The organism is Rhizobacter sp., assembly GCA_021153565.1.
Lineage (GTDB): Bacteria > Pseudomonadota > Gammaproteobacteria > Burkholderiales > Burkholderiaceae_C > Albitalea.
Genome location: JAJKJU010000286.1, coordinates 1 through 18,397 on the forward strand (window position 1 = coordinate 1; position 18,397 = coordinate 18,397).

An 18,397-nucleotide genomic window follows, 5' to 3' on the forward strand; every position below is an offset into this window, starting at 1 on the left:
AACATGTGCGGGCACCGCCGAAAACATCGCGGGACAGGTGCCATGACTCAACCTCGATTAGCGTGGTTCGGCAAGCCGAAATTACATCGGGTCATAACACCGGGGACCAGGCGGCCATCGAGATCCTGCGCGGCATCTCGCCCGGTGGCTTGCCCAGGCTGAGCGTGCCGTCAGCGCGGGTGCACGGCGCGCAACCTCGATGCGGAACGCATCGCGCAGCATCGCCGAGTCGGGACACATACACTTGCGCGCCACAGAGGGACCGGCCAAGTAGCGCGCCAGCGGCCTGACCTTGAGTTCGGTGTGCACCGTACGGTGGTACTCCTGCTCGACCCAGGCCTGGGTCGCCTCGTTGAGCAAGTCCAGTGTCAAGCCTGTTCGCCCTCAAGCATGGCCATCAGCCGGCCTTCCACGCGGCCCCAGAACGATTCCTGTTTTGCGTTCTGGTATGAATGTGCTTCAGCACATTCATACCAGTATGTGGCGCCGACAATATGTGGCGTCGCGCCGTCACGGCCGCGCCGCCGGCCGTACTGCGGGAATCCTGCGCCACATAAAGACCCAGGTCGACACAGTTCGGCTCCTTGACCTATCAGGAGACCTCAACGTGTTCGACCGCCTCTTTAAGCGCCAGCTCCTCGGGCCCGCGGACATGTAATCCTTGGGTGAACCACGCCTGGCCGTGCTCAGCTACACGCTCCCACTTTTGCACATCACGATGCCCTTTCGGGTGGGGGCGCCCATTCCATTAGTTGGTTGTCATTCTCGCGCGCCTATTGCCTTTGACGCCTTTGACGCCGTCGCGTCGTCGTGCCTGCGCTTGTGGACCTCGTAGATACCAATCGCGTCCTCCAATCCGCCAATCATGGTCTGCAATACGGCTTCCGGCCTGTATTCCCGGGTTACTTCCCGACGAGAGAATGATGCAAAAGTCGTCGGGCACAGTCGTTGGCGGAAATCCGTGCTGATGCAGTATCCAATCGGTCGCCAAACGTGCAGTGCGCCCGTTCACGTCTGGGAAAGGATGAATGCTCACGAGCCGCTGACACGCCAGGGTCGCCAGCTCTTCAGCCTTCATCTGTCCCGAGGAGACCTTCTTCTCCTGCTCCTTGAGCCAATCATCAAAGCGCCCCATCTCCGCGCCGATTCCTCGCTCGTCAACAAAGAACCCTCGCGGTACCACGGGGCAGCAGATGCGGCGGAACTCACCAAACTTCACTTGTGCGTCGTCCTTGAAAGCAATCAGCCCCTCACCGAGCATCTTGTTCAACAACCTCAGCTTCTCGGTGGTCGCGGATTTACCCGTCTCTGCCCATTCGCGAATCTGAGCATCAGCGACGCGCCAGTTCTCGGTGGCCTGGGCCGCAGAAACTGTGCTTTTAACGGTGTTGGACGTCCCCATTCGGACTCGGTCGAGTTCCTCTCTGGCGGCCTTCGCCCAAGCGGGTTCCTGTCCATCCATCTTGGTGGGCGCCGACTGTGCCCAGCGGTGCTCAAGCTGTACGAGCCTCGACTCGAGTTCCGCACGCACCGCAGACTTGATCGGACGCTTCATCACGACAAGCCGCAGCTGTGTGCCTCGGCAGGTGAGGGTGGCCTTCTCAGGCTGTATTCCCTCTGGCAACGAGACAATGCGGGGGTTGTCATCGATAAGAATTTCCGGGAGCGATCTCCTGCCGAGAGCGGCAGGAAGAGACTCCAAGTCGCATCTCCTTGCGTCCAGAAACATCAGCGGCGCACTGGCGATCTCATTGGGGCAGGTGCTTGAGGGATGAGTTGCCGGAGATATCCAGTTCCTGGAGGTTTCGTGCAGCTTCCGGCGGAAGTTGGCGCAGGTCGCAGTTGCTGACCTCCAGAGCCTGCAGCGCCGGATAGCCGCCTGGCGATTCAGGAAGAGATTGCACTGCCTTGATCGAAAGATCTGCTGACAGGGGTGGAGCGCAGTCGCGGTGGCGGCATGATGCCTCGGTCCAAGAAGAGCCGACCTGCTCGGCCGAAGTCGAAGCGTTCGCTGCTGCAGGCGACGAGCCGGTTGCCGGCTGGTCCAGGCTACTGGCTGGCCGGTTCTGCGAAGGCCTGAGCTTGAAGGGCAACCAGTTGGAAAATTTCGATAGGCACGAGGGCGGCCGTGGTGCCTCGTCCGGCGATGTCTTGTCGGTTGCCTTGCCCGGACGGTGGCTCACCAGCTCGAAGCGGCCGAGTGAAATGCGCCGGCGCGGAGCCACGTTGGCCGATCCTTGGTCGCCTTCAGCCTGAACGCGGGGCGGCGCGCTGCCAAGCTCTGAAGGCCGCTGCAAGGTTTGCGTTTGCCGTTGAGGGGGCGACGTCGCGCCTCCAGTGGCTTTAGTTTTAGTGCTGGAGCCGTGGCTTTTGCCAATGCCGAGAATCCGCATGTCTACCGCCGGTGTTGATCGACGAGCCAGTCTGGCTCCAGCGCGCCATTCAGGGCGCATCAAAACGAAGCCGTGGCTACACATGCGAAGTCGTAGAGGTTTTAGCTCGGCTGTGTGGATGAACCACGCCGCCGCTCACAGCTCAGGGGAGATGGAAAAAGCCTTCCTTGCTCAGATCCCTGCTCACCTCGGCAAGTACTTCTTCATCATCACTTGGCATGCCGGAATCTTCGGTGCCGAGGGGCGCAATTTTTTTCAGTTCAGTCTCGTAAAGCCGCAGCGTATTTTGAATGCCCTCCAGTACCAAGTCCGCCACCAGTTCCGGCTTCTTGTTTTTCTGGCCTTGATCGACAGTCAGCACGACAGGCACGGGTGATCCCCCGTAACCGCGAGCCAATCTTGCCGGAGGCAAGCCTGCCTCGCGCAAAGCCCAATCCATCGCAAGCCGGCCGATTCGCCCGTTGCCGTCGGCGAACGGATGAATGCTGACCAGACGCTGGTAAACCTGCCCCGCGAATGCGATATGGTCGGCCAGCCTGTCACTTCCTGCCAGTGAGCCACGGGTATGGTCATACCACTGCAGCAGCTCTGCCATCATTCCAGGAACTTGTTTCGGGTACGGAAAAGGGGTTTGGCCGGCCCACAAATCCCTCTTGCGCCACCCGCCGCTCTCATCGAGAGTTTTGCTCATTCTGGAATTGTTTACGTCACGATAGAGCAGACGGTGCAATTCGAACAGTTTCTCCTCGGTGATCGGATGTCCACCGAGGGCCCATTCGGCCGCCATGTTGTCCGCCTTCACCCAGTTGCTGAATGTGGGGCCATCTTTCGCCTCCTCGGCGGAAGCTGCCATGTGTGACACCGTGGTGGAGAGTCGCGCCCGATTCACCCGGTCGCGTTCATCCGCCGACGCCCGCTGCCCGGGAGAGAAAGCGCTGATCAGGGACTGCCAACGGTCATGGCATTCTCTTGCGGACTTTTCGATCCGCGCACGATGCTCCGGATCAAATTTGGAATCCCGGAATGGAAGCGTTATTTCCGCGGGCAGGTACGATACGCCGACCCTGTATAAATCAATATCCGCGGGAAGCTTCGCGCGATGGCACCCTTCAAGGGAGATATTTTCCAAACTGGCAATATCGCGCAACGACTCTGGCAGGCTCTGCAATTCTGGATTGTCGGCGAGCCACAACCTTCTGAGTTGATGCAAGCGCCCTATCTCCTCAGGAACGGTTTTGATGCCACAGTTCATCGCATTCAGGGTTTGCAGACCGGGCAGGTCGAAAATGCAGGAAGGCAGGTGTTCAAGTCGCGGGTTTTCCGAGATATCGAGTGACGTGACGTGCTTTAAATTCCTGATAGCCTCGGGCAAGCTCGACAGGCCGCTCAAAGTGAGCGTTTGCCGCCGGTCCTTCGCGCAGCGACGAATCGCTAGCGCAGCGCGATCCCGGGCCTCCCGCTCGTCCTGCGGAGCGTTCATCCTCCAATCATTCAAGTCGACATTCAACTTCGACAGATCGATCGGGCTGCCATCATCGCGTGAGACAACCGCTGACGGCTTGGGTTCAGGGGTTGCGCGATAGCCATCTTGCGCATGTTCGCGACGAACGTTCGGATGATGAGGAGATTGAGCGTCGCGTTCAATGAACGTCGGAGTCGTCCCCCGACGCGGCGGACTGGACGTGGACACGGCGCGAGCAGGCAATTCGGTCAGAGGCCCTTGCGTCTGCGGTGCGGGCGTCTGCCGCCTTTGTGAAGACGACGCGGACGAGGAAGGAGAGCCAGCAAGGGCTGTGCCACCGGGGACACCGGATGTCGACGCGACAGGCGACGATGAGACCACTCCTGTGCGACGGCGAGCAGCCAAGAGCGCCGCAAATTCGGGGCTGGCACGAAACGCCTCCAGCTCGCTCCTTGGTCCGATCGACGATTCGCCTTGGCTTTGTGCAGACGCCCCTCTACCTTCCTGAGGCGAAGATCCTTGCACGCGGCTTCGCAGCGGCAAGCCTCCGGGCACGGAAGATGGATTGGAAGGACTGGGGACGTCTGTCGCCGTTGCAGGCGTGGCAGTTTTTTCGATGCCCTGAGGATGATCGACAGGTCTGCTGGCAGGGGTGGAGCGCAGTCGCGGTGGCGGCATGACGCCTCGGTCAAAGGAGCCGACCTGCTCGGCCGAAGTCGAAGCGTTCGCTGCTGCAGGCGACGAGCCGGTTGGCGGCTGGTCCAGGTTACTGGCTGGCCGGTTCTGCGAACGCCTGAGCTTGAAGGGCAACCAGTTGGAAAATTTCGGTAGGCATGAGGGCGGCCGTGGTGCCTCGTCCGGCGATGTCTTGTCGGTTGCCTTGCCCGGACGGTGGCCCACCAGCTCGAAGCGGCCGAGTGAAATGAGCCGGCGCGAAGCCACGTTGGCCGATCCTTGGTCGCATTCAGCCTGAACGCGGGGCGGCGCGCGGCCAAGCTCTGAAGGCCGCTGCAAGGTTTGCGTTTGCCGTTGAGGGGACGACGTCGCGCCTCCAGTGGCTATAGTGCTGGAGCCGTGGCTTTTGCCAATGCCGAGAATCCGCATGTCTACCGCCTGTGTTGATCGACGGCCAGTCTGGCTCCAGCGCGCCATTCAGGGTGCAGCAAAACGAAGCCGTGGCTACACGTGCGAAGTTGACGCAGAACTAACGGTTGCGGGTTTCGGTCGGCACGAAGTCGCCAGTACGGTCGATGGCGAACGTCGAGCAGCAGTTGCGCTCGTGAATACCGCTTGAGCGAGCATCAGACGCCGCGAAGTGATTGATACGGCAAGAGCGGCGCGAGCGAGATCGCGACGCGATGCCACCCGCCGTCGTCGAATGGTCTAGAGCAGCGGGGAACTCAGCCGCAGAAGTGCCGCAGGTTGATCATCGTGTAGGCCAAGGTCTTGAGTGCATAGTGCACGGCGCTGATGCGCTCGAATCGAATCAGCACGCGGCGGAACTTGTCCTCCCAGGCGAACACACGCTCGATGGTGCGGAATCGTTCCTTGAAGATCGCCGCATCGAACAAGCGCTTGCGCCCCCGCTTGGTGGTCTTCCTGCCGCGCGTGTTCTCATTGATGTTGGGCACCATTCCGCGATTGAAGATCGCCTTGCGGTTGGCGTGGCAGTCGTAGACGCCGTCCAGGCTGACGATGGTGCCTTTCAGCTCGATGCCCAAGGCGCGGGCAATGCTCGTCATTTGCGGCAGCGCCTGTCGCAGCAGTTAGAGCAGCTGCAAGACGTAGTTGAAGATCACGTGCAGCGACAGTGTGAGCGGCGGTTCTCGGCGACCGCGCGTCAGGTGCGGCAAGACAAATTCATCGAACTGCTCAAGCGTCAAACTCGTTGAACCTGCGTCGAAAGCCCATGAGGACCATTGGTTCACGCCGGGCCAGGCGGTCGCTGGGGCCGGGACATCCATGCACCAACGCCACCGCGCTGCGCTACGCGCGCAGCCCATGCGGAGGCCTTGCTGACTCCGCCGCGTTGTCCAAATTCAGGCTTTGGGATAGGCCACAAATTGCGTCGTAGTTCACGGGTTCGGCGCACGCCGAACATCCTGACACCATTGGTTATCAAATGACCATCGGGCTGTGGCCATTGCGGCGCCATACATTGATAGATTCTGTACCTATCAGTACCTATCGGGGGTCGGAGCCGCAGCGCGCCGGCTCCGGTCTTCTTCGAAAAGGACTCCCATGCCCCACGACGACTCCCTGCCGGACTGTGACCGGCGCAAGGTGCTATGGATGCTAGGTGCCGTGCCGCTGACTACGACGTTGGTTGGCTGCAGCGTGGGCGGCAACACCGAGGATCGCGAGGATCGCGAGAAAAGCGCGGAGGCGCCGGCGCCTGCGCCGCCAGCCCCCGCCGCGTTCGTCCACCCCGGCCTGCTGCACACGCAGGCGGATTTCGACCGCATGGCAACGAAGGTGAAGGACGGCGTCTCGCCCTGGATCGGCGGCTGGCAGGCCTTCTTGGGGACAAGGCTCAACGACCTCACCGCGTGGCCGGCTGCGCTGCCGGAGATTTACCGCGGCAACGACGGCGTGCATGGCGAGAACTACACGGCTCTCTTCAAGGATGTCGGCCGTGCCTACGTCGCCGCAATGCACTGGAAGGTCACAGGCGACACCCGCTATGCCGACCAGGCCGTGCGCTTCATGAACGCCTGGTCGTCGACGCTGACCCTGATCGCTGGCGGAACCGAAGCCGGGCTGGTCGCCGGCATCCAGGGCTACCAGTTCGCCAATGTCGGCGAGATCATGCGCACCTATGACGGCCTGAAGCCTGCCGACCTGCTGGCGTTCCAGTCGATGATGAAGAAGGTCTTCTACCGCATCAACCACGGCTTCCTGACGAACCACAACGGAACCCCGATCAGCCACTACTGGGCCAACTGGGACCTGTGCAACATCGCGTCCATGATCGCCATCGGCGTGTTGTGCGACGACAAGGAGATCTTCGACGAGGGCGTGAACTACTTCAAGTCAGGGCCGGGCAATGGCGCCATCGCGCAGGCGGTGTACTACCTGCACCCCGGCAAGATGGGCCAGTGGCAGGAGACCGGTCGCGACCAGGGGCACAACACCCTGGGCATCGCGCTGGTGGGCCCGATCTGCGAGATGGCCTGGAACCAGGGCATTGACCTGTACGGCCTCGACGACAACCGCGTCCTGGCCGGTGCCGAGTACGTCGCCAAGGCGAACCTCATCGAATCGGGCACGAGCTTCTACACCGTGCCATACGTGCCTTACCACAACCGCGATGTGCAACAGAACGTCTTCGCCACCGGCACCCAGGGCATGTGGCGCCCGTGCTGGGCGTTGATCTTCAATCACTATGTGAACCGCAAGGGCCTGGCCGCGCCCTACAGCGAGAAATTTATGTTGCAGATGCAGCCCGAAGGCGGCGTCGGCAACTACGGCTGGACCAGCGGGGGCTTCGACCAGCTGGGCTTCGGCACGCTGGCCTTCACGCGGGATCCGATCCCCGCCGGCGCGCCGCCGAGCGGGCTGACGGCGACCCTGGTCGCCGGGCGCGTCGAGCTGTCGTGGTGGGGCAGCGCGTACGCGACCGGCTACGCGGTGAAGCGCAGCGACTCGGCCGCCGGCCCGTTCTTGGCGGTGGCCACCCTGCCCACCGATCCGCTGACCTGGACGGACTCGCCGCCCTCGGCGGGCACCTGGTACTACGTCGTGTCGGCGACGACCTCCAGCGGCACGGTGCTGACTTCCGACAGCGTCGCGATCGCGACCGGCACGGTACCGATCGCCGCGCTGTCGTTCGACGAGGGCGCGGGCAGCACGGCGGCCGACTCGACGGGTTTGGGCAACGCCGCGACGCTTGCGGCCGGAGCCCAGTGGGGCACCGGCCGTAACGGCGGCGGCGCCCTGTCCCTGGACGGCAAGGGCGGCCATGCCAGCCTGCCGGCCGACATCCTCGTGGGCGCGAGCGACTTCACGATCTCGACGTGGGTCTACTGCAATGCCCTGTCGCCGTGGGCCCGCGTGTTCGATTTCGGCAGCGGCCCCGGCCGCTACCTGATGCTGGCCCATCGCAAGGGCACCGGCCAGCTGCGCTTCGCGATCACCGTCGACGGCAGCTACGGCGAGCAGGGTTTCGACAGCCCCGCGGCCCTGCCGATCGGCCGCTGGGTGCACCTCGCGGTGACATTGTCGGGACGGACTGCGACCGTGTACGTCGACGGTCTGGCCGTGGCCGTGAACACGGACATGACGATGACGCCGGCGCAGGTAGGCCCCATGCCCAACAACTGGCTTGGACGGTCGCAATACGTGTCGGATCCGGGGTTCAACGGACGTGTCGACGACTTCCGGATCTGGCGCAGCGCGCTCGACGCCACCGCGGTCGCGGCCCTGGCCGCGGCCTGATTCCCGCGGATCCCGATCTCGTTAAACGGACACGCTCGAAATACTCTCAGCCTCTCAGCTGGTGCCCACGCAAGTCTTGCAGTTCTACGCCCCGCGTTGGGGAATCGAATCGCTATTCCAAACTCTCAAGAGTTGGTTGGGGTGCGAACAGCAAGGGCCTGTGCGCCTTCATCCCCGATGGCGTTGCGGCTCAGATCGAGCGTGGTGATCGAGGTGTTGCCAGCTAAGGCCTATGCGCCTTTATCCCTGATGGCGTTGTTGCTCTCTTCATTGACGCGGCAATTGCCACTGAAATTACGCGCTCGAGCACGCGCTCCGCTCGTATGGCCACTGCATCGAAAGGTCGAAAGGAATCGGCATGACCAGAATGTGCCAGCGCGATTCCCGGCCGTGTGCGGCCATGCGAAGCGAGTCTCGTTGCCCCGAAGGTGGACCAACTGCCAAAGGTTGATTGAGCGGGAAGCTGCAGCCGGGGCCGAGCGCCGCGAACTCGTGGTCGCGATGCGAAGAAGCAAGGTGAGGAACAGACTTGGTCTTGACACGACTTCGCCATAGGTGCGAAAACCCGCAACCAGTTGACAGCAGGTCATTCGGGGCCCGTCGGACCAGCCTCCTCGACTTGCCCTTGCCGCCCCCGCACAGGGCCGTCAAACATCTCCGCATAGCCGGCACGAAACGCCTGGCGGTCCGTGAGGAAAGCTTCGATGTCCGGAACCATTCCGCGCTTGAATGGAGGCAGTTCAAGGCCGCGGGCGACTGCCAACGCACGCACGGCCATTTCCGCTTTGGCGGCGCTGCCTCGATTGTCTGGCATGGCGTGCACGCTCCACCAATGCATGTCGGCCAGTGCTCCCAACAGCTGATCCCGCCCTCCTGGATTGCGCATGACGTCAGCGAAGATGGACTCCAGATGCGCCAGGATATTGCCGATGTGCTCCTCACCGCTGTGCTGTATGTAGGCTGGATATCCGAGCGGTTCGCCGGCGCTCCGCAAGTTCTTTGCCCTTGTTGACTCGAAGTCGGAAGGATCGACCGGGAACGCCAGCTTCGTGAGTTGAATCTCCTTCCCAGTCAGCGTGTCCTTCATCTGGAAGATTCTGTGTCCCATGTAGGAGCGATTTTCCGGAATGGGTTTGCGGGGGTTGGGCTCGAACTCCAGTTCCCTCTGGCTGAGGCGCGCTTCGATGTACGCTAATTTATTATTGATGGGTGTGAGACCGGTCTTATGCCTGGGAAACAAAAATTGCAGATCGAACCACGACTTGTCGGTGCGCTTCTTGCTGTCCGTCTTCTCCCACTGATAACGCGCATTCCTCACGAAATTCCATAGCTGCTCGAAGCTGCCGATGCGATTCTCGGCAATGCCGAGCGCGCCTTCCATCACCGCCGCATGAAATCTTCTGCCGTACTGCTGGTTGGCAGGGGCGCCTTCCCTATTGAAATCTGGATCGGGCCAACGTGCCACCCCGATCAAGCGTATCTGCTCCTCTGTCAGGCAAGAGTTCTGGGCGGCACAGACGGGCATGCTGGCACGCCGCGGCGGGCTATTGGAATGCGTGGACGCCACTGGATCCGCTTGCGAGGACGCTGGACGAGCGGGAATACCTGCTAGCCGTGTGGGGCGAGCTTGCGTGCCGGCACTCGGCGTTAAACCCCTTGATGAGGGGGTGGCTTGGTCATCCTGCCCTTCGGGCTGCTGCGGCTTGCGCCAGCAGAGCAACAAACTCACGAATCGATTTACGTTATCAGCCCATGGTGTCCCTGTTTGTGCAGATGATGAGCTCGCCGTGCTTGCCTGCGCGGTAGGAACAGGCACGCTGGCACGCCGCGGCCGTTCATTGAAAGACTCCGCTGAATCCGCTTGGGAGGAGGCTGGACGAGCGGGAATGCCTGCTGGCGATGTGGGGCGAGGTTGCGTGCTGGTACGCGGCACTGAACCACTTGATGGGGGTGCGGCTTGGTCTTGGCCTTCGGGCTGCTGCAGACTGGACGAACCTACGAATCGATTTGGAATCATTGGCAACTCTTCTCTTCATTGACGCGGCAATTGCCACTGAAATTACGCGCTCGAGCAAGTGCTCCGCTCCTATGGCCACATGGCCACTGCATCGAAAGGTCGAAAGGTCGAAAGGAATCGGCATGACCAGAATGTGCCAGCGCGATTCCCGGCCGTGCGCGGCCATGCGAAGCGAGTCTCACTGCCCCGAAGGTGGAGGTTGATTGAGCGGGAAGCTGCAGCCGCGGCCGAGCGCCGCGAACTCGTGGTCGCGATGCGAAGAAGCAGAGGAACAATACTTTCCAATTCAGGTGGCGGGGTTGGCGCACCCCGCAGCAGCGATGCAGCGCTCATCGAATGGAATATTGCGTTGCCGTTCGCGACAGGTTCGGTCGCCGCGCTGCTTGTAGGGCGGCGCATTGCGGCGCGTGTCGCGGGCGTGCGGCTACAACAGGCATTCGCCGTGACGAGTTGCGCCGTGTCGCTGCTGATGTTGTTCAAGGGCTTGGGATGGTTCGCATCATGAGCTTTTGACCGAAGGAGCAGGTTGTCCTCAGATCCACTGCGTTCACCGCCCACTACAGAAGGTTCTCCTACGCCATCGGTACCAAGCGGGATGCCGCGGTCAGTTCACGCCAGAATTTTGGACGCCAGGGCCCGCCTATCAGCTGCCAGCAGTGTCGTTCGCAAATCGGCCCGCTGCTCGGGGGTACTCTTGTAGTTCAGGATTGCGATCAATCGATCGATTTTTTTGGCGGTCTCATCGGTAATCCCCACCAGAAGGTCTCGCACCTGAATGTGAAGCTGGTCCGAAATCTGTCCCCGGGGAATTTCTGTAATCACATCCACAAGAAATTTCAGCGCGAGGCTGGACGTCTTGTCTTGCTTGAACATGCCCCGGAGGGTCAAAGCCGGCACGCTCATGAGGCCGCTGAAGGCCGCAATAACTGGCAGGATCCCAAAAGTGTTTACGGTCGCCCAAAAAATGGACTCAGCGGTTTCTTCTCTGGCATGCCGGACGACGATCCTGGCGGCCCTGAATGCCTCCGTTGAGAGCGCATGGTCGTGTTTCAACGCGGGAACACTCTTGCAAAGCTCCGCCACCGCCACCGCAAGCTCGTTCAAGGGGTGTTCGTTGATTCGGGCCTTGAACCTGGAAACCAGCGCCCGGGCCAGTGCGATCGCATGAAGTTGCGGATCCCGGTCGATTTTGTTGTGCGTGCACAAGCTGGATATCTTTCCCACGAAGTCTTTGAGAACCGCGAACTCCGAAGCAGAAAGTTCGTTGACGGATGCAGCCGCTACGTCAGTCAATGGCTCGTGCCCGAGAGCCTCCCCTAGAGCAGCCAGGGCTTGGTGAGGGTTGGACCTGCGTCGAAAGCCCCGAGTGGACCATTCGTTCACGCCGCGCCGATTCGCGGTCACCACGCTATGGACGACCTTGGTGAGCCTCATGCTGGGGGCTCGAAGCGGCGCGACCTCGTTTCTTAGCGACGTACTGGCCGCGGCAAGTTTCGCCAGATCATCAGCCGGCAGGCGAGTGACAACTTTCAAACGCAATTCCGGGGGCAGTAATTCCAGCAGGTCAGAACCTGGCGGTGGCGTCTCGACGTTTGCGGAGCGGCGCGCGGTGAGTCCGCCCGGCGAGCTCGGAAGTCGGGACGGACCAGGGCCAGACTGCCGCTGAGAGTCACGCGACATTGAGGATGGTGGTGTAAGACTTGAGGTTCGTTCGGTCCGCATGGGCTGTTCTCGAATGATTGGTTGACCCGATTCAGTGTCCCAGGCTCGATCGGATTGCGTCGCGCTTGGCCGAAGCGATCTCCGACAAAGCGAAGAACCAATGGTCAAGAAACACTGTTCTAACGAACCGTGACGGAATGCACATGGGAACGCAACCGTCATCTCGGATCGAAAACTATGCGAATTCCGTCATCGAACGGTCAATCGCGCACTCGGATGACCTCATAGCCTTGCGTCGTACGAACAGGTAGCCCAGGGCATGGCGACGTTAGATCAATCAGGGGGCCGAATCGCCGCAGCGACTTGATCGAGCGCTGCGGGCGAAAACCGGCCAAGTGATCGCCTGCCACTCTGGCGCGGCCCTTTCATCAATTTCAATGCAACAGGTCTGAATTCCTCATGATTCAACGTCGAAAGTTCCTGGAAAGCGGTCTTCAGGTTTTCGGAGCTGCGTTGCCGCTGGCATCGAACGCACAGAGCGCGCTGTCGCGATTCAAGGGCACCACGCTTCGCATCAATTACCCCGCGCACCCGCACTATGACCGGGTGGAGCGTCAGTTCGCTCGGTTCACCGAACTGACAGGCATCCGGATCGAAGGGCATCGCACGCCCTATCTCGAGATGAAGAAGGTGCAGCTCGCATCTTTTGCCAAACCTGCGGGTGATTTTGATCTGGTGAGCTACTTGATCCTTTGGAAGGTCGAGTATGCGCAGCAGGGCTACCTGCGCCCCTTGGAGCCGTTTTTCGCGAATCCACAACTTGCGATGCGCGACTACGCCTTCGACGATCTGATCACTCCATACGTGGATGCGATCGGTCGGGTGGGCGGTCCGAAGACCTATCTGCCGGGGCCTGGTTCCAGGGTATACGGTCTGCCATGCGGATCTGAAACCAGCGTTCTCGGCGCCCGCAGGGATTTGCTGGACAAGTACAACCTGCAGATGCCTACCGAATACTCCGAGTTGTTCAAAGCATGCCGTTTGCTGCATGAAAAGGAAGGCATCGGCGGGCTGGCCACGCGCGGGCAGGCCGGCCATCACATCACGCACGCCTGGTTACTGCACTTCACGCCTCACGGCGGCAAGGTCTTCGACGCTGACTGGACCTGCGTCCTCCACAACCATGGCGGAGTGAAGGCCGTCGAGGCGCTTCGAGAGATTGTGGCCATGGCACCCGAAGGCGTTGCGAAAGCGACCTTTGCCGAAATGCAGGAGAACTTTCTGCAATGGCGTGCGGCGTTCTATCTCGACTCGTCCAGCGTGCTCGGTGTGGGCAAGGATCCCAAGCACACCAAGCTATCCGATCGCTTTATCTATGCGATGCACCCGAGTGGCACGCGGCTGTCCGGGCAGACTGGAGGTTTCGGGCTCGGCATCGCGGCGAATTCCGCGCAGTCGGAAGCGGCGTTCATGTTCCTTCAGTGGTTGACCTCTCCAGGGGTCGATCTCACCGTCGCGCGCGAAGGCGGGGCAGCAGGGCGGTGGTCGACGCTTTCGGATCCGGATTTCAAGGCATCAAACCCAGAGCAGGCCATCATGCGTTTTGCGCTGAGGGCGGCGAATCCCGACTGGCGTCCCCTCATTCCCGAGTGGGACAAGATCAGCAAGGACATAACCGGGCGGCTGCTCCCTGAGATGGTGTATGGGAACCGGTCGATTGCCTCTGGTCTCGCGAGCATATCGGCGGATGTCGATGCCGAAACGCTCCGCACTGGGCGTCGTTCGGCCACGTCGGGTCAGCTTCGAAAGCCGGCGACTCCGAGCCATTTGTAGAAGGTGTCAACGTCGATCGCGTTGCTCCGCCTCGAGTGCGTCTACACTGCCGACCGTCAGGAGAAGACCACCGTCGCGGTGGCTACCGAAGGCGCATTCCCGAAACGCTCAGGTCCCGTACTGGCACAACGTCATAGATAACTGGAGAGCGCCGTTGCAATAGACGGCCGCCGAAGGGGCAAGTCGCTGCGCGGGTGCGCGGATGTCGAATCTCTCAGGCAAAAGGACAGTGGGGCCAACCACGCTCGAACCAGAGCTGGTGGGCTGTGCCTTTTGGAGTCCTGCCATGAGAGTGATCGTCCTCGGCGCCGGTGTGATCGGCGTCACAAGTGCCTGGTACCTGACCCGCGCGGGTCATGAAGTCGCAGTGCTGGAACGCAATGCCAGCCCCGCCTGCGAAACGAGCTTCGCCAACGGCGGGCAGATCTCGGTCAGCCACGCCGAGCCCTGGGCCAATCCTTCGGCACCTTGGAAGGTGCTCAAGTGGCTGGGGCGAGAGGATGCGCCCTTGCTGTTTCGCTTGCGTGCCGATCCGGCGCAGTGGCGATGGCTGTGGCGCTTCATGCTCGAATGCCGCGCCAGCCGCTCGCGTGCCAACATGATTCAGCTGCTGCGCCTGGGCACCTACAGCCGCGAGTGCCTGCAGCAATTGCGCAAGGAGCTCGGGCTCGAGTACGACCAGCGCTGCGAGGGCATCCTGCACTTCTACACGAACGAGCAGGAATTCGATGACGCCATCGAACCTGCGCGTGTGATGCGCGAACTGGGTTGCGAGCGGCACATCATCGATCGCGATGAGGTCGTGCGCATCGAGCCTGCCATGGCTGCGATCGCCCCTCGCATCGTCGGCGCCACGTACACCAGCGAAGATGAATCGGGTGACGTGCACCAGTTCACCACCACGGTGGCGAAGCGTGCCCAGAGCGTTGGCGCAGTCTTCCGGCATGGCGTGCGTGTGCAGGCGCTGCGGGTGAACGGCGGCGAAATCGATGGGGTCGAGGTGGCGCGAGAAGACGGCGGTTACGAGACGCTGCGGGCCGACGCGTATGTCGTCGCCATGGGCTGCCACAGCACGGCGCTGCTGGCTGCGGCCGGCATCGATGTCCCTGTCTATCCGGCCAAAGGCTACTCCGCCACGCTGCCGCTCATCGATCCTTCGAAGGCGCCTGTCGTGTCGCTAACGGACGACGAATATAAGCTCGTGTTCTCGCGCCTCGGCGATCGACTGCGCGTAGCCGGAACTGCGGAGTTGAACGGACACGGCCTGGCATTGAACCGAACTCGCTGCGACGCCATCGTGCGGCGTGCACTCGAAGTGTTTCCCGGATGCAGCCGTGCCGAGCTCGCTACCTTCTGGGCTGGCTTGCGGCCGGCGACACCGGGCAACGTGCCCCTGATTGGCGAATCGCGCCTGCGCAAGCTCTTCCTGAACACAGGGCACGGCACGCTGGGGTGGACGCACGCTTGCGGCTCAGGCCGAGCGCTGGCGGACATCGTATCGGCTCGCAAGCCGGAGGTGGACTTCCGCTTTCTCGGGGCGGCGAGTTAAATGCTCGGGCCGCGAGGCTGCTGTGCGGTGGCACCCGGGGCCACTGCGCTGAATGGTTGCGGGCCTTCTCGACCATGGCGCTGGCCCAGCGAAATAATCAGGCAAGGCTTGAGTCATGGGCATGACGGTGCGGATCCCGGCTCTGGACCGGGGCCCGCACTCCATGCATTCGCATGACGGCATGCATCTGCCGCGACCCTTCGGCCTTGTGAGCCGATCGGATGTGCGGCGAGAAGACTTTGAAGGGAGGGACTTACAGGTCGCCAAACCCGATCGCGCCGTTGCAGTGCAGCCACTCGCTGCGACCGCTGCCGCCGCCACACCTGCCGTTCTGGTACACGCCGGTGTTGTAGGTCTGGAGCCAGGCTGGTCGCACGTTGCCATTCACACTCAGGTAATTGACCTGAACATCCCGGCCGGGGGCGTCATTGGTGAATTCCACGACGCTGCCTCCAGAAAGGCTGGTCGTGAACGTGTAGTCGGTCATGTTTTTACCGAGTGTCCAGGTGTGCACCACCCTGCCGCCAACGCGCAAAGTGACACGCTCGTAGCCCGAGGTTCCACGTGCGCGCACGACGATGGTCTTGTTGCCCGTGCCGCCCTGGCCAGCCTGAACTCCAGGGTTGCTAGCCTGAAACCCAGGGTTGCCAGCCTGAACTCCAGGTGTGCTGCCGCGCACGTAGTTTTTGAGCCAGGTCAGCGCGGGCCGCTCGCTGCCGTCTCGGCGCACGAGGTGGGTGTTGGCCGCCCAGGTCTGGCCTTCGATGTAGCCCCACAACGTGATTCCTGCAACGGCCGGGTGCGTCCAGAAGATCGGGAATTTCTGTTGATAACGCGCCAGCTGCGTGCCGTCGTCTCCGGTCATGTCCAGCTCGGACACGTAGATCGGCAGACCGGTCTGGGCCAGCGAGTCCAGGCTTTGCGCGATCAAAGCATTCGGCACGTCGTCCAGGCTGAAGTAATGCGACTGGATGCCCACGCCATCGATCAATCCGCGCGCCTTGAGGATGTTGATGATGCCCTTGTAACGGTTCAGCTCGTTGTCGTTACCAACGAGCCCATACTCGTTGATGAGAAGCTTGGTGTTGGGGCAGTATTGGCGGGCCTTCTGAAACGACCAGACGATCCAGTCCCAGCCGGTCGAGCCCGCGCCGCCGAGGGCCTCGCGGTAGCTGGCCGGCTGATGCAGCGGCTCGTTGACCACGTCGATGAACTGCGTCTGCGGGTAGCGCTGGCAGTACTGGCGAATGAAATTTTCGACCTTGGAGGCCTGCTGCCAAGGGCTCAGCCCGCCAATCCAGCCCGGCTCCTGCGCGCCCCACACGAATGTGTGCTGTTTGAACGTGAAGCCATTCGACCGCGCGTAGTTGTAGGCCATGTCGAGTTGGCCCCAGTTCATCTGGTCGCGGACCGGTTCGACCGAGCCCCACTTGCCTGCGTTTTCTGGCGATACCTGGTTCCAATAGGTGCTGAAGTTGCCCGGTGTATAGCCAGAAATGATATTTCCCAGGAACTTGGCCTTGCCAACCGCAACCTGCGCGTGCGCCAAGCCGCCTGAGCCTAGCAAAGCGAGAGCTGCACTGGTGCATACAACGGCGCGAGTTATCGTCTTGAAGATGTGTGGGGTGTTCACTGCTGCGTTTCCTTTGATGAGTTGAAACCGACTGAGGCCTGTCACGGGCAAGTGCAGTCTCCCGCTGTGTTTGACAGCATTTGGTTTCGATGCGAAATGCAGTTCGGAAAAGCGAAGGAAGCTCTTGTCGTTATGTCGCCACTTCCTTGCCTTCTGAACTATGCGAGGGTGATTGAAGGGCGCGGAGGCGATTCGTCCTCCCCCTCAAGACTTCGCTTTTCAAGCAAGGTCCACGACCCAATCGGGTCCTCCTGGACGGAGGTGCGTAGAGTTGACGATGTCATGACGAAAGTCAGCCACGGCTTGCCGTTTCACGTAGCGACCACAGGATGGCAGGTTGAAGGGGCGGCTTAGGACATGGCCCAAAACAATTTCCCGTTTTGGGGGCGCAGGGCGGGCGCGCTGCGGCGTTGCTCCTTGCTTGCGTGGCTCGCCACACGGCGCTCGGAGCGCCTTGCATCGCATCCCGCCCAGCACCCCCAAAACGGAAAATTATTCCGGGCCATGTCCTTACGATTTCTGCTTCATCGCATTGAGCAGGGGCCCGACGATGTCCAGTGGGAGCGGGAACACGATGGTCGAGTTCTTGTCCGCAGCGATCACTGTCAGCGTCTCGAGGTAGCGCAGTTGCAATGCCTGCGGTTGCTTCGCAAGGATCTCTGCCGCCTCGGCGAGCTTGACGGACGCCTGCAATTCACCCTCAGCGTGGATCACCTTGGCACGCCGTTCGCGCTCGGCCTCCGCCTGCCGTGCAATCGCACGGATCATGGTTTCGTTCAGGTCGACGTGCTTGATCTCGACGTTGGTGATCTTGATGCCCCAGGCATCTGTCTGGGTGTCGAGGATCTTCTGCAGGTCGAGATTCAGACGTTCACGCTCGGACAGCATCTCGTCCAGCGTGTGCTTGCCCAACACTGCGCGCAAGGTGGTCTGCGCGAGCTGGCTGGTGGCGTTCAGAAAGTTCTCCACCTGAATCACTGCGCGCTGTGGATCGACCACGCGAAAGTACAGCACCGCGTTGACCTTCAGCGTCACGTTGTCGCGCGAGATCACGTCCTGGCTGGGCACGTCCAGCACCACCACGCGCAAGTCGATGCGCACCATCTGCTGGATGCCGGGAATCAGGATCACGAGACCCGGTCCCTTGACGCGCCAGAAGCGCCCGAGCTGAAAGACGACGGCGCGCTCGTACTCGCGCAGGATGCGCAGCGAACTGACCACCAGAATGGCCAGCAGGATGAGTACGGTCGAGAAGCCGATGGAGATGTCGATCATGGCGAGATCCCTTCTGTTGTTGTTCCTTGTGCGACAGGGCTCAGAGGCTGAGAGTATTTCGATCATGCCCGCTCATCACGCCAAAAGCCCCCTGCTCGTCGTTGCAAATGCTCGCCATAGCCAAGCTATGGCTGCG

General features: G+C 61.5%; 13 protein-coding genes, 2 pseudogenes and 1 riboswitch. Of the genes and pseudogenes, 4 read left to right on the top strand and 11 right to left on the bottom strand.

Annotation, left to right across the window (positions count from 1 at the left end):
• Positions 1–124: 124 nt before the first annotated feature.
• From AC30NL_RS18070 to AC30NL_RS18095, 6 genes and pseudogenes are all read right to left on the bottom strand, one after another.
• Positions 125–449: pseudogene (locus tag AC30NL_RS18070) on the bottom strand (IS481 family transposase); the annotation flags it as partial.
• Positions 450–748: 299 nt separating this feature from the next.
• Positions 749–1,555 carry a Fic family protein gene (locus AC30NL_RS18075; RefSeq protein WP_489465375.1) on the bottom strand — a complete coding sequence of 269 codons (807 nt, stop codon included), beginning with the start codon at positions 1,553–1,555 and terminating at the stop codon, positions 749–751.
• Positions 1,556–1,748: 193 nt separating this feature from the next.
• On the bottom strand, positions 1,749–2,393 hold the full coding sequence (locus tag AC30NL_RS18080; RefSeq protein ID WP_489465376.1) for a hypothetical protein: 645 nt from the start codon (positions 2,391–2,393) through the stop codon (positions 1,749–1,751).
• A 142-nt stretch (positions 2,394–2,535) separates the two neighbouring features.
• Positions 2,536–4,083: a Fic family protein gene (locus AC30NL_RS18085; protein WP_489465377.1), complete on the bottom strand. Its 1,548-nt coding sequence runs from the start codon at positions 4,081–4,083 to the stop codon at positions 2,536–2,538.
• A 1,172-nt stretch (positions 4,084–5,255) separates the two neighbouring features.
• A complete protein-coding gene (locus tag AC30NL_RS18090) occupies positions 5,256–5,597 on the bottom strand; it encodes a hypothetical protein (RefSeq protein WP_489465378.1) in 342 nt (113 codons plus the stop codon).
• Between the two features lie 24 nt (positions 5,598–5,621).
• Entirely contained in the window at positions 5,622–5,819 is a 198-nt protein-coding gene (locus AC30NL_RS18095) for a hypothetical protein (protein WP_489465379.1), read from the bottom strand.
• Between the two features lie 277 nt (positions 5,820–6,096).
• Here AC30NL_RS18095 and AC30NL_RS18100 point away from each other — a divergent pair, with 277 nt between their 5' ends.
• Entirely contained in the window at positions 6,097–8,292 is a 2,196-nt protein-coding gene (locus AC30NL_RS18100; protein ID WP_489465380.1) for a LamG-like jellyroll fold domain-containing protein, read from the top strand.
• A gap of 125 nt (positions 8,293–8,417) precedes the next feature.
• Here the strand turns inward: AC30NL_RS18100 and AC30NL_RS18105 are convergent.
• Both AC30NL_RS18105 and xopAH read right to left on the bottom strand, forming a co-directional pair.
• Positions 8,418–8,504 (bottom strand): annotated as a pseudogene (locus AC30NL_RS18105) (leucine-rich repeat domain-containing protein); the annotation flags it as partial.
• Positions 8,505–8,878: 374 nt separating this feature from the next.
• Complete coding sequence (gene xopAH / locus AC30NL_RS18110; RefSeq protein WP_489465381.1) at positions 8,879–10,309, bottom strand: XopAH/AvrB family type III secretion system effector; 1,431 nt, start codon at positions 10,307–10,309, stop codon at positions 8,879–8,881.
• Between the two features lie 349 nt (positions 10,310–10,658).
• Between xopAH and AC30NL_RS18115 the strand changes: the two genes are divergently transcribed.
• Positions 10,659–10,814, top strand: coding sequence for a hypothetical protein (locus AC30NL_RS18115; RefSeq protein WP_489465382.1), 156 nt, complete (start codon positions 10,659–10,661; stop codon positions 10,812–10,814).
• A 104-nt stretch (positions 10,815–10,918) separates the two neighbouring features.
• Here AC30NL_RS18115 and AC30NL_RS18120 read toward each other — a convergent pair whose 3' ends face one another.
• Positions 10,919–11,842 (bottom strand): hypothetical protein, encoded by a 924-nt coding sequence (locus AC30NL_RS18120; RefSeq protein WP_489465383.1) that lies wholly within the window; start codon positions 11,840–11,842, stop codon positions 10,919–10,921.
• Between the two features lie 588 nt (positions 11,843–12,430).
• On the opposite strand from AC30NL_RS18120, the gene AC30NL_RS18125 reads away from it, so the two are divergent.
• Both AC30NL_RS18125 and AC30NL_RS18130 read left to right on the top strand, forming a co-directional pair.
• Positions 12,431–13,804, top strand: coding sequence for an ABC transporter substrate-binding protein (locus AC30NL_RS18125; protein ID WP_489465384.1), 1,374 nt, complete (start codon positions 12,431–12,433; stop codon positions 13,802–13,804).
• A gap of 131 nt (positions 13,805–13,935) precedes the next feature.
• Positions 13,936–14,044, top strand: a riboswitch (glycine riboswitch).
• 46 nt (positions 14,045–14,090) lie between these two features.
• Positions 14,091–15,353 (top strand): D-amino acid dehydrogenase, encoded by a 1,263-nt coding sequence (locus AC30NL_RS18130; protein ID WP_489465385.1) that lies wholly within the window; start codon positions 14,091–14,093, stop codon positions 15,351–15,353.
• Between the two features lie 253 nt (positions 15,354–15,606).
• Here the strand turns inward: AC30NL_RS18130 and AC30NL_RS18135 are convergent, their stop codons facing one another.
• Both AC30NL_RS18135 and AC30NL_RS18140 read right to left on the bottom strand, forming a co-directional pair.
• Entirely contained in the window at positions 15,607–16,986 is a 1,380-nt protein-coding gene (locus AC30NL_RS18135; RefSeq protein ID WP_489465386.1) for an endo-1,4-beta-xylanase, read from the bottom strand.
• A gap of 510 nt (positions 16,987–17,496) precedes the next feature.
• The gene (locus AC30NL_RS18140; RefSeq protein ID WP_489465387.1) at positions 17,497–18,252 is read right to left on the bottom strand and encodes a slipin family protein; all 756 of its coding nucleotides are present in this window, start codon (positions 18,250–18,252) and stop codon (positions 17,497–17,499) included.
• Positions 18,253–18,397 lie beyond the last annotated feature (145 nt).